The sequence below is a fragment of the Shewanella aestuarii genome (genome assembly GCF_011765625.1).
GTDB classification, from domain to species: Bacteria; Pseudomonadota; Gammaproteobacteria; order Enterobacterales; family Shewanellaceae; genus Shewanella; species Shewanella aestuarii_A.
In genome coordinates this window covers 310,988-324,418 of the sequence record NZ_CP050313.1, presented here as the reverse complement: position 1 = coordinate 324,418, position 13,431 = coordinate 310,988, and the positions used below count along the sequence as shown (strand labels likewise).

Below are 13,431 nucleotides of genomic sequence, written 5' to 3'. Positions count from 1 at the left end.
GGCACCTCTCATCGGTGCCATTTTTAGATGCCTTACTGTATTTAAGCTCTTTAGAAATTTTTACCAATAAATAAGTAAACTGACTTATCACCCAAGTCAGTAAAACCAAAGCCTAATGCCGCAGGCCCCCAAGATGTATCAGTACCAAGATAGATACTACTTGCGTAAATTAAATCATCTAAATCGACATCATCACGCTCATACCACACATTACCCGCCTCAAGACTGATACCCACATACAATGGCACATCAGTAATCAACATGTCGCGGCCTAAATCATATTGATAAATTCCCGCACCAAATAATTTATGAGGTCCAGCCAACGCATTTTTATGGTAACCAGATAAGTTTAAAAACCCACCCAAACTACTAAAGTGAATAGTAAAATCACCGTCACTTTCCACTGTAGAGGCCGCCACTTTACCCACAAAGGCATGATTACCTATTCTTAAGGCGCCTTTCCAATCGGCTTCAATCTGCCAGGTTTTATCATGAGTATCTACGATATCTGCGCCATGATATTTTTCATCACGCATAAACCAAGTCACGGTAAAACGATTACCTTCTGTCGGAAAGCTAATGCTATTTAAACTATCATAAGCCAGTTTGACATAGCCTCCGTAAGTGGTGTAGTCAAAATCACTGCTTAATGCGACTTCATTAGCCAGTTTGCCACGCTCAGTAATAAAACCAAGCTCAAAAATACCATTGGCCGACAGGTTATACCCTAGCCCAGTTGCAAGGGTGGCAACGTGTTTTTTCAATTCAAACACGCGCTCATTTTGGTCAAAAATATCCCATTTATTGATTTCGTACTCTAAGCGACTTAAATTGTAAAAGTCTTGGTCTCTATCTAAAGGTTGATAAAATTCCGTCGCGATACGCTTTTGAATCCCCATCTCTAATTCATTATGCCACTCACCACCATTGTCAGTTAAATTGGTCATGGTATAGGCAAGATTTAGGGAAACAGCAGAGTCTAAACTCAAATCATCTTCCCAATTAAAACCTGCATTAAAGTAGTTTGGTCCCCAAGATTTCGCCTTAGAAGTGACGGTTAAAATACGTCCATCTTCAGAATCTGTAAATTCGGCATCCACTCGTTCAAACTTATTGAGCGAATAAACTCGTTGTAATGCCGCTTCTAAATCTTCTTTTGAAACCACTTGACCTTTTTTAATGCCCAAACGATCGGTAATTAATTTATCGTTAATCGCAGATTGATTATTCAATACCACCTGATAAATAGGTTGCTTAATAGGATCAACCCATGCGGTGCGTTTTTGCATTTTGGCACGCACATAATTTTGATAAGCCTCATCTGAAATAGATAACTTTGCTAACTTTTCATATTTTAATTGCGCTGCTTGCTCACCAATAACTAATGCTTGTGGCATGATGCTAAAATCAGTGGTACTTAAGTTATCAATCCACGGGCGGATTAATATATCCCTTTCATTTAACAATAGTTTTTGTCTTTCAGTGCTAGCAGCCGTTAGCATGGTTGATAATTGCTCTAATACCGCAATTGTTGAATTAAGCTGATTTTGGCCCACAAGTGGTGACCCAATATCGACCGCAATAATAATATCTGCGCCCATCGCTTTTACCACGTCAACGGGCATATTATTGGCGATACCCCCATCAACAAGTAACTTTCCATCAATTAAAGCGGGTTGTAATGCGCCTGGTACAGTGGCTGATGCCTGCATCGCTTGCACAATGCTGCCTTTTGACAATATTACGGGTTCACTAGTGGCAAGATCGGTTGAAACCGCACGAAACGGAATAGCAAGGTCGTCGAAGTCACCAAACTGCTCAACTAAATCCGTTGAATGACGAAGAAGATGAGACATGGTTTGCCCTTGAAGCAAACCTGATGGCGCAGTGATCTCACGGTTTTTAAAACCTACGTCAATTGGGATATTATATTTGTCACGTAATTGCTTATCGCGGTAAGACAGGTTTTCACGTGGGATGGTATCTGAATACCCTTTATCCCAGTCACCTTCAAGCATAATGGTTTCAATTTCATTAGCACTAAATCCCAATGCATACATACCTGCTACATAGGCCCCAATACTGGTTCCGGCAATATAATCAACAGGAATATTATTGGCTTCAAGTACTTGTAGTACGCCAATATGTGCTGCCCCTTTAGCTCCGCCACCACTTAACACTAACCCTATGGTTGGTCGTTCAACGTTGGGATTTTCGCTAGCGTCTTTAGCAAGAGAGCTGACTACATCAGCATTAGCCACTGCCGCTATTGGAACAATAAATAAACCCCATGTCAGCAAACGGCTAATTAATTTATTACCTAATTTAGTCTGGACGAAACTCAGCATGATTGCCTCAACGTGAATAAAAACAAGTGCATTCTAACAAATACTCAACAAAGTAAAATTATTTATTCAGTCAAACTCATTGTTGACTCATCCAACCCCATAAACTTATCTAATTCATGTCTGGGCATTGGTTTAGCAAAGTAATACCCCTGAATAATGTAACACCCACGACTGAACACTTGCTCCAATTGCTGATGTGTCTCTATGCCTTCTGCAACCACTTGTAATTTCAGGTTACGAGCAAGCTCAATAATACTCGATACGATAGCTTGGTCTGCTTGATTTTCGGCAATATCGATTAAGAATGAACGATCAATTTTTAATGTATTCACTTCAAAGCTTCGCAAGTAAGCCAAAGAAGAATAACCCGTACCAAAATCATCAATTGCAACTTGAACACCTAACGCTTTTAAGTTTGAGAGGTGTTGAGTAGCAACATGGAGCTCTTTCATTAACACGCCTTCGGTGATTTCAAGGCAAAGCTTTGCAGCGGGAAAACCAGTTTCATCTAATATATTTTTCACATGACGGATAAAATCATTTTGACCAAAATGCACTGCAGATACATTCACAGACAACTTGAAGTTTGCATCATAATGCTGATGCCATCGCATTCCATCAAGGCAAGCTTGCTTTAACACCCAGCTATCGATATCGATAATTAAACCACACGACTCTGCCACCTGAATAAAAACATCAGGACGGATAAAGCCGTCAATCGGATGTTGCCAGCGAATTAACGCCTCCATTCCAATAAAACGATCGTTATGCAAAATATCTATTTGCGGTTGGTAATAAAGTTCAAATTCATTGCGCTCTATAGCTTTGCGCAAGTCAGACTCTAAGCGAAGATGGTATAAGGCCTCAGTATTTCTTTCTGCTGAATAATATTGAAAATTACCTCGACCTTCGTCTTTTGCATGATACATAGCTAAGTCAGCATTTTTAATCAGGGTTTCAGGGTCGCGACAATCATCAGGCCAACAACAAATACCAATACTGGTAGAAATAAAGAACTCTCGACCATATAACCTGAAAGGCTTTTGTATCTGCTGCAGTAGTTTGTTAGCTATATGATTAATAGCATCTAAACTTTCTATTTTTCTGAGTAATATGACAAACTCATCGCCGCCAAAACGACATAAAATATGTTCAGAACTTAAACAAGACTGTAACCGATTAGATGCCTCAACCAGCAAAGCATCTCCCATTGAGTGACCATATGAGTCATTGACTGATTTAAATCGGTCTAAATCTAAAAATAGCAAAGCCAACTTTTCATTAGTGTCACTCGCTTCTTTAATGATTTTATTTAAGGTCGTTAAAAATTGTGAGCGATTAGCAACCCCAGTTAACGCATCGGTATTGGCAAGCCTTTGCAGCTTGATTTCATTTTGTTTACGATCGGTTATATCAGAAAAAACAACCACATAATGTAAAATATTTTCTGAGATATCCTGCATTTTTGAAATATTCAACCACACAGGACAAGGCATTTCATCGGCCCTCAACAAGGCTCTTTCGCCACTCCAGAATGTCGCTTTAGTAAATAACTTATCAATATTAAGCGGCACTTGGCTAGAAATCACAATATCGGTAAAGGCTTTGCCGTTAACCGCCTGATCCGATAAACCCAAAATCTTATTTGCCGCCTGATTACTCACTTTGATATTTTGCTCAGCATCAAGAATGAGCATGCCTTCTGAGGTATTTTTAAATGCCTCAGCAAATAAATGAACTTCACTTTCAAGCTCTCGTTTACTGGTAATATCGGTATAAATACCCGCTACCGAGATTATGCGATTCGTCATCGGATTAATGGCAGTAGCTCGACCTCGAACCCTAAACCAACGCCAACTACCTGAGTCATGCAAGTAACGATGCTCGACATCTATCATGTTTGTTTCCGATTTTAAAAAGCCTAACCAAGCTTTAGTGACCCTGGCCACATCTTCCGGATGGATTGGGAAATCATCAAATCGATAAACAATTTTTGTTTGCGAACCCAATAAACCACTACGGTTATCTAAAGTTAATTTTTGGGTATTATCGCGCCACTCCCATAAATCCGAATCACTGCCTTTTAAAGCTTGTGACAATCTGTCATCACTTTTAATCAGCGCTTCGTTGACACGTTTAAACCTTTTTACTTGGCGGTGGTGATAAAAAGACACGCTAAAGGCAACCAGTAAAAACATAAAAATGATCATGCTTCTAAATAACTGCGACTGCCACCAAAACTCTGCTACGGTAAAGCTAAACTGCAACGGTTTATCAGACCAAACACTGCGATTTTTATACAATAACTCGAGGGTATATTCTCCTGCTCTTAGGCCAGAAATATTGATTTGTGACTGCCCTTCTAACAATACAAAACCGCTTGGTTCTTCGCCTTGTCTTAATAACCGATACTGCAATCCCATTGGGCTGTCATCAAGATAATCAAGATCGGATATTTGAAAACTTACCAAGCTAGCCCCTGGCTGTATCACTTTTAAATTTTCAGGAAGCAGAAACAAATCTGTCTTGTCATCATAATAAACCGATACCGACTCAAGGAAAGCTTGATCGTTATTAATGCGATTAGACAATTTATAAGGGTCAATTAACATTGCACCGTCTGGGGTACCAATATATAACCCTTTGTCAGTTTGATAAAAAATCGCCGCCTCATTGAGCTCATGGGAAATAAAACCATCTTTATGGGTATATGAGCGTCGTTCATTGGTTTGTTTATTAATTTCGATAATTGAACTTGAGCAGCCAATTAAATACGACTCATCCATAACTTGAAAAAACAACGTGGAAGAGCAATCAATATTTAACTTTTTATCAAGATCCAATAATTCACCGGTCAAAAAATTATATTCAAACAAACCATGCTGAGACGTACCCAACCAAAGTATTCCGTCACCAACCTCTGTAAAATTAAAAAAACGCGGTATAACATCAATATTTTTGAATAAAGAATCTCGTGTTATATAACGACCATCAACATCAAAGTAGCCAAAACTTTCCACTCCTCCAGTCCATAAACGACCACCTTTATCTCTTAAAATCACTCGATATTCGATGTTATTTAGACTGGTTTCTGTTTGACTAAAAATTAATTGCGTGATGTCTGCTGCACCTGGTTCCCAAAAATAAATGCCTTGGTTGGTCACAAACCATATTCGACCTTTTAACAGTGGGTCTTTATAACTCATGTAAATGACTTTATTTCTTAATGATTTTTCCCCACCACTCCACCAAGCAAACCGACCTGATTCAAAGGTTTCAGTATTAACCACAAATATCCCATTGGTGGTGCTCAATGAAATATGGCTGTCATCCAAGGTATCAATTTGATAAATACTGTCATTTACCTCCAGCCCCTTAACCACAATCACTTTCGCTGGCTGATTTTTGGCTTCAATCATTTCTAGGCTACCATCGGTACCAAGCCAAAGTTGTTCACCATGCTGGTGAATAGCCCAAATCATTTCATTTTTGAGGTAATAAGGAGAGTCTTGTGAATAAACATCAAGCAGAAAATCAGGCTTTGTTGCCGCCAGCGCTAAACCGTCACCTGAACCACCAACCCAAATTAATTGATTGCTATCAATAGCCAGAGCATGAATGTAATCAATATTGGCCTGTAGTTTTAAATCCGCTTTGTAGTTAATGGTTTCATTGGTTGCCACATTCCAAGAAAAAAGCCCTGAGCGACTCCCAAGCCATAACAAGCCATCGTCATCTGCAACCATTGATTCAATATAAAAATTTTTATCGCTAATTGGGATAATTTGTCTCAGTGCAACATCAAGTTGAAATAGGCCTTTGGTTGCATATAACCACAAGCGTTGTTGAGAGTCGTAAAGCATCCCTTTAATCACGCCATAATCATCATGCCATTTAAAGTCAACAACTTGCCCTGAAGATGTATGAAGCTCTAAGCGATTGACGGCGGCGAATAACATGTCATTATTTGGCAACACAAGTTGCGACACCCATTCAATATCAGAGGTTAGATCTTGTAATGGCTGAAATGTTAACGCTAAGGTTTGAATATTAAATAAATAACGTGTGCCATCTTTCCCCAAAATAGCAAGGTAGTTTTCATCATATTTAACAATAGAAGCAACCCCTACAGGCGTATCTTGGTCCCAATGCTCATTGGCATGCTCTGACGAGTAAGGTTGAAATATTTCAGTAAAAACATGTTGTGGGATATTGTATAAATACAAACGATTATCTGAAGTCAGTAACAGATAATCATCGTTTACAGAAGCAATGCTATACACCCTTTGCTCAGTTAAAACTGATTCGCGCCCCATTTTATCAATACGACGAATTGAGTTATTAGAAACACGATATAAGCCTTCTGCAGTCGCAAGCCAAGTGTAGCCATACCGATCAAAATAAATATCGTGGATCACCGTATTGGCTAAACCATCTCTAGCATTGAAAACACGCTGAATAAAATCTGCACCGATAACTGGCGAAACAGGTAAAAGATAACTAAAGACAATTAAAAAAAGACAAACAATTCGATGCATGCTGAAATAAAACCCCAATACTAACATCTTAGTCAGAACACACTGACAATGCTAAAGTCGCAATCTAGAAATGATAAGGTGTTTCATTTCTACTTAATATTCAGAAAAACCAATAACCACCAACCTATCTATCTAGCAAAGATAAAAGTCATTAACAATAGACTTGCCAGCAGAGCCTAGCAATATAGCATCATCAGCTAAGTGTAGACCAAAAAAAAGCACCCATAAGGGTGCTTTAGTACAATTTGTCACAGCTGTTAACTACTTCTTTTTAACTGCTTTTGGGTTTGGCAAATCGGTAATTGAACCTTCATAAACCTCAGCAGCAAGACCAACTGACTCATGTAAGGTTGGGTGAGCATGAATCGTTAATGCTAAGTCTTCAGCATCACAACCCATTTCAATAGCTAGGCCAATTTCACCTAATAGCTCACCACCGTTAACACCCACAATAGCACCACCAATAACACGGTGTGATTCTTTGTCGAAAATTAACTTGGTCATACCTTCACTACAATCCGATGCAATCGCACGGCCACTTGCTGCCCATGGGAAGGTAGCGGTTTCGTAAGCAATACCTTGCTCTTTAGCTTCTTTCTCAGTTAAGCCAACCCATGCAACTTCTGGGTCAGTGTAGGCAATTGATGGAATAACTTTTGGATCGAAGAAATGCTTAAGACCAGAGATAACCTCAGCGGCAACATGACCTTCATGCACACCTTTGTGCGCCAACATTGGCTGACCAACAATGTCACCAATTGCAAAAATATGCGGCACGTTTGTGCGTAATTGCTTATCAACATTGATAAAGCCACGCTCATCAACATTAACACCCGCTTTTTCAGCAGCAATAGTCTTACCATTTGGTGTACGACCAATCGCCACCAATACTGCATCGTAACGTACGGGCTCTGTAGGCGCTTTTTTGCCTTCCATTGTCACGTAAATGCCGTCTTCTTTCGCTTCGACTGCGGTCACTTTGGTTTCAAGAATTAAGTTAAACTTCTTCTTAATTTGCTTAGTGAACACGCGCACAATGTCTTTATCTGCAGCTGGGATAACTTGGTCGAACATTTCAACCACGTCAATCTCACTGCCAAGTGATGAGTAAACTGTGCCCATTTCTAGGCCGATAATACCGCCACCCATCACTAATAACTTACCAGGAACTTCTTTTAATTCTAATGCATCAGTCGAATCCCAAATACGTGGATCTTCATGAGGAATAAATGGCAATTGAATTGGACGAGAACCCGCTGCAATAATGGCATGTTCAAAGTGAACCACTTTAACGCCGTCTTCAGCCTGCACTTCGATAGTGTTAGGGCCGGTGAACTTACCAAAGCCATTAACCACATTCACTTTACGCATTTTAGACATGCCGCCTAATCCGCCAGTTAATTGGCTAACGACTTTTTCTTTAAAGCCACGTAATTTATCTAAATCGATTGTTGGCTCACCAAATACCACACCGTGATTGGCCGCAGCTTTGGCTTCTTCAATCACTTTAGCAATATGTAAAAGTGCTTTAGATGGGATACAACCAACGTTTAAACAAACACCACCTAGGGTGCTAAAACGTTCAACGATAACCGTTTCTAAACCTAAATCAGCAGCACGAAACGCAGCTGAATAACCTGCAGGGCCCGATCCTAATACAACTACCTGAGTTTTAATTTCGTTACTCATGTTTTCCTCTATTCTTTTGCAAGTGTTGGCGGTGAAATCCTTTCCAACAATCAATGTGGCCAGATGATGTTAGCTGACTGCATTTTACCCTTTGTTTGATGTTGATCACAATCAAACAATGGCGATAATCAAAGACATAAAAAAGGCCACTCTAAAAGAGCGGCCAGATTTGTTTACAATATCAAGGTACGAATGTCAGATAAGATACCTGACAAAGTGACGCTAAAGCGCGCGGCCATCGCCCCATCAATGACACGATGGTCATAAGATAATGACAATGGTAACATCAACTTAGGCTCAAACTCTTTACCATTCCACTTAGGCTTAATTTCAGACTTTGACACGCCTAAAATGGCCACATCAGGATAGTTAACAATTGGTGTAAATGCCGTACCACCAATGCCACCTAAACTTGAAATCGTAAAACAGCTACCTTGCATATCAGCGGCTTTCAATTTGCCATCACGGGCACGAATTGAAATATCCGTTAATTCGCGTGACAGCTCAACAATGCCTTTTTGGTCAACATCGCGCACCACTGGCACCATCAAACCATTTGGCGTATCAACCGCCACACCAATATGGAAATATTTCTTCTGAATTAATGACTCGCCATCTTCACTGAGACTAGAGTTAAACACAGGGAACTCAGCCAATGTTTTAGCCACCGCTTTCATCATAAATACCAGCGGCGTGATCTTGTAATCGGCTTTCTTTTTGGCCGCAATATCATTTTGCTGCTTACGGAAAGCTTCTAATTCAGTAATGTCAGCTTCATCAAATTGAGTAACGTGAGGAATAGTGACCCAGTTGCGATGTAAGTTAGGACCAGAAATCTTCTGAATACGGCTTAATGGAACTTCTTCCACCTCACCAAACTTACTAAAGTCAACTTTAGGTGCAGCAATCACATTTAAGCCACCAGCACCACCTGCAACAGCTGTTGCAGCTGTCGCTTTAGGACGTGATAACTCATATTTGATAAATGCTTGTACGTCTTCTTTAAGAATACGACCTTTACGGCCTGTCCCCTTAACCAAGGTTAAATCAGCACCAAACTCACGCGCTAAACGACGAACTGCCGGTGAAGCATGCACAACACCACCAGAAGCCGTAACCGCAGCACTTGGATGATGCGGCACAGGTGGAGTTGATGGACGACTTGCGGCCATAGGTGCTGGGGCTGCTTGTTGGGCTGGCTCAGGCGTGGGTGCAACAGGCTCAGCAACCGCTGGCGCTTCACCAGCGACTTCGAGCAATAATACAAGTGAGCCTTCAGAAACCGTGTCACCAACTTTTACGTTTATTGACTTGACCACACCGCCTTTTGGCGCAGGGACATCCATTGTTGCCTTGTCAGTTTCAAGGGTAATTAAACCCGCTTCAGCTTCAATGGTTTCACCCACGGCGACAAGCACTTCAATAATCGGCACATCAGTGTCACCGCCAATATCAGGCACTTTCACTTCAATCACTTGCGATGCTGCTGGTGCTGCTGCCTGAGGCGCTTGAGCTACTGGCGCTGACTCTACAGATGCTGCTGGTGCAGAACCTGCTACTTCTAACATCAGTACTAAGCTACCTTCAGAAACCGTGTCTCCCACTTTAACGCTGATTGATTTAACCACACCGCCTACAGGTGCAGGTACATCCATGGTGGCCTTGTCAGTTTCAAGGGTAATTAAGCCCGCTTCTGCTTCGATGGTTTCACCCACAGCTACTAGCACTTCAATAATTGGGACGTCTGTATCGCCACCAATATCAGGCACTTTCACTTCAATCACTTGAACGCCTGCTGGCGCTGCAGCAACCGCAGGGGCCGCTACTGGTGCGACAGGTGCAGGCGCAGCGGCTTGAGCAGCCACAGGCTCAGCTTTTTCAACTGGTGCAGAAGCCGCGTCGGCAGCCGACATCATTGCAATCAATGTGCCTTCAGAAACCGTATCACCTACAGCTACTTTTAGCTCAACTAAGGTACCAGCAAAAGGTGCTGGAATATCCATGGTCGCTTTATCGCTTTCAACGGTAATGATTGATGCTTCTTTTTCAAGCTCATCACCTACAGCTGCACAAATTTCAATAACTTGTACAGCATCAGTATCGATATTAGGAACCAAAACTTCTTTTAAATCAGCCATTCTGAATTCCTCTTACGCGTACTGTGGGTTGATCTTGTCAACGTCGATGCCGTATTCAGCGATAGCTTTACTTAGCACGTCGACAGGCATTTCGTTACGCTCAACTAATGATTTCAATGCCGCAATCACAATAAACTTAGCATCAACTTCAAAGTGATGACGTAGGTTTGCACGGCTGTCACTGCGACCAAAACCGTCTGTACCTAACACTTTGTAATCTGTTGGTACATAAGCGCGTAATTGCTCTGCATACACTTTCATGTAGTCAGTTGCTGCAATAGCAGGGATATCAGCAGCTAATACTTGGCTGATATAAGCTTGTTGCGGCTTAGCTGTTGGGTGAAGCATGTTATAACGCTCAACCGCTTGGCCATCACGCGTTAGCTCGTTAAAGCTAGTAACGCTGAATATATCTGCACTCACATCGAAATCTTTCGCAAGGGCTTGCGCCGCTTTACGGACTTCTTCAAGAATAGTGCCACAGCCCATTAGCTGAACCTTACCTTTACCGCTACCCGCTACGCTTTCAAGCTTGTAGATACCTTTAACAATACCTTCTTCAGCGCCTTCTGGCATTTCAGGTTGAACGTAGTTTTCGTTCATTGTGGTTAAGTAGTAGAACACATCTTCTTGATTTTCACCGTACATACGACGGATACCGTCTTGTACAATCACTGCAATTTCATAACCATAAGTAGGGTCATATGACACACAGTTAGGTACAGTGTTAGCCAGAATATGGCTGTGACCGTCTTGGTGCTGTAAACCTTCGCCGTTCAATGTTGTACGGCCAGATGTACCACCAACCAAGAAACCACGCGCACGCATATCACCTGCAGCCCAAGCCATGTCACCAATACGTTGGAAACCAAACATTGAGTAGTAGATATAAAATGGAATCGTAGGCAAATCGTTCACTGAATAACTGGTTGCCGCAGATACCCAAGATGACATTGCACCTAGCTCGTTAATGCCTTCTTGTAACACCTGACCACTTTTATCTTCGCGGTAATAAGCAACTTGATCAGAATCTTGCGGTACGTATTTTTGGCCTTCATGAGCATAAATACCCACTTGACGGAATAAACCTTCCATACCAAATGTACGCGCTTCATCAGGAATAATTGGCACAATACGCTTACCAATTTTCTTGTCTTTTAGTAGTGCGGTTAATACACGCACAAAAGCCATTGTTGATGAGATTTCACGGCCATTTGAGCCTTTTAATACGGCATCAAAAATCTTTAATGAAGGAACTTCAAGTTCTTCAGTAAACTTCTCGCGGCGTTGCGGTAAGAAACCTTTTAACGCTTCACGGCGCTCTTTTAGGTACTTCACTTCTTCCGAATCTGGGCCTGGGTGATAGAAAGGGATCTCTTCTAACTTGTCATCAGGGATCGGGATATTGAAACGGTCACGGAAGTAACGGATAGCATCGGTATCCATTTTTTTCACGTTATGAGCAATGTTTTTACCTTCGCCCGCATCACCTAAACCATAACCTTTTACGGTTTTAGCTAAAATAACCGTAGGACGTCCTTTAGTTTTCTTAGCATGATCTAATGCAGCATAAATTTTAACTGGGTCATGACCACCACGGTTTAAGCGCCAAATGTCATCATCTGACATGTTAGCCACCATCGCTGCTGTTTCTGGGTACTTACCAAAGAAATGCTCACGGGTGTATGCGCCGCCTTTGGCTTTACAGTTTTGGTATTCACCGTCTACGGTTTCTTCCATTAACTGTAATAACTTACCGCTAGTGTCGCGCGCTAATAATGGGTCCCAGTAACGGCCCCAAATCACTTTAACTACTTCCCAGCCTGCGCCGCGGAACTCACCTTCTAACTCTTGAATGATCTTACCGTTACCACGAACAGGGCCATCAAGACGTTGTAAGTTACAGTTAATGATAAACACTAAGTTATCTAATTCTTCACGAGCAGCTAAACCAATTGCACCTAATGCTTCTGGCTCATCACACTCACCGTCACCTAAGAAACAGTAAACAGTTTGCTCTGAACAATCTTTCAAGCCACGGTCAGTTAAGTACTTTAAATAACGTGCTTGGTAAATGGCTTGGATAGGACCAAGACCCATAGAAACCGTAGGGAACTGCCAGTATGTTGGCATTAACTTAGGATGTGGGTATGAAGATAAACCTTTGCCATCGACTTCTTGACGGAAGTTGTTCATCTGCTCTTCAGTGATACGGCCTTCTAAGAATGAACGAGAGTAAATACCAGGCGCGATATGACCTTGGAAGTAAACTAAATCACCACCGTCTTTTTCGTTTGGCGCACGGAAAAAGTGGTTAAAGCACACATCGTAAATAGTTGCACTAGAAGCGAAACTTGAGATATGACCACCAAGCTCTAAGTCTTTCTTAGATCCACGTAATACCATTGCTAAAGCATTCCAACGGATGATAGCGCGAATGCGATGTTCCATCTCTTGGTTGCCAGGCATGCGTGGCTCTTGACCAGCAGGAATGGTATTTAAGTACGCTGTGGTGGCGGTATAAGGTAAGTGAGTACCATTACGACGCGCTTTATCGATCAATTTTTCTAATAAATAATGTGCACGTTCAGGCCCTTCTTGCTCTAATACAGCTTGTAGGGCATCAACCCATTCTTGGGTTTCTGATGGGTCTAAATCGTTTAGCATATCTTCAGACATTTCGCTGTCCTTCCTATATACGAGGGTTATATTTCGGCT

The 13,431-nt window shown here is 41.5% G+C and carries 5 protein-coding genes; all 5 read right to left on the bottom strand.

What is annotated here, in order from left to right; all coding sequences use genetic code 11:
- Positions 1 to 50: 50 nt before the first annotated feature.
- The 5 genes from HBH39_RS01590 to aceE all read right to left on the bottom strand — a co-directional run bounded on the left by HBH39_RS01590 (position 51) and on the right by aceE (position 13,392).
- Entirely contained in the window at positions 51 to 2,348 is a 2,298-nt protein-coding gene (locus HBH39_RS01590) for a patatin-like phospholipase family protein (RefSeq protein WP_167674984.1), read from the bottom strand.
- Positions 2,349 to 2,410: 62 nt separating this feature from the next.
- Positions 2,411 to 6,886 (bottom strand): EAL domain-containing protein, encoded by a 4,476-nt coding sequence (locus HBH39_RS01585; protein WP_167674982.1) that lies wholly within the window; start codon positions 6,884 to 6,886, stop codon positions 2,411 to 2,413.
- A gap of 261 nt (positions 6,887 to 7,147) precedes the next feature.
- On the bottom strand, positions 7,148 to 8,575 hold the full coding sequence (gene lpdA, locus HBH39_RS01580) for a dihydrolipoyl dehydrogenase (protein ID WP_167674980.1): 1,428 nt from the start codon (positions 8,573 to 8,575) through the stop codon (positions 7,148 to 7,150).
- Positions 8,576 to 8,748: 173 nt separating this feature from the next.
- Positions 8,749 to 10,713 (bottom strand): dihydrolipoyllysine-residue acetyltransferase, encoded by a 1,965-nt coding sequence (aceF, locus tag HBH39_RS01575; RefSeq protein ID WP_167674978.1) that lies wholly within the window; start codon positions 10,711 to 10,713, stop codon positions 8,749 to 8,751.
- 12 nt (positions 10,714 to 10,725) lie between these two features.
- Positions 10,726 to 13,392 (bottom strand): pyruvate dehydrogenase (acetyl-transferring), homodimeric type, encoded by a 2,667-nt coding sequence (gene aceE, locus HBH39_RS01570; protein WP_167674976.1) that lies wholly within the window; start codon positions 13,390 to 13,392, stop codon positions 10,726 to 10,728.
- Positions 13,393 to 13,431 lie beyond the last annotated feature (39 nt).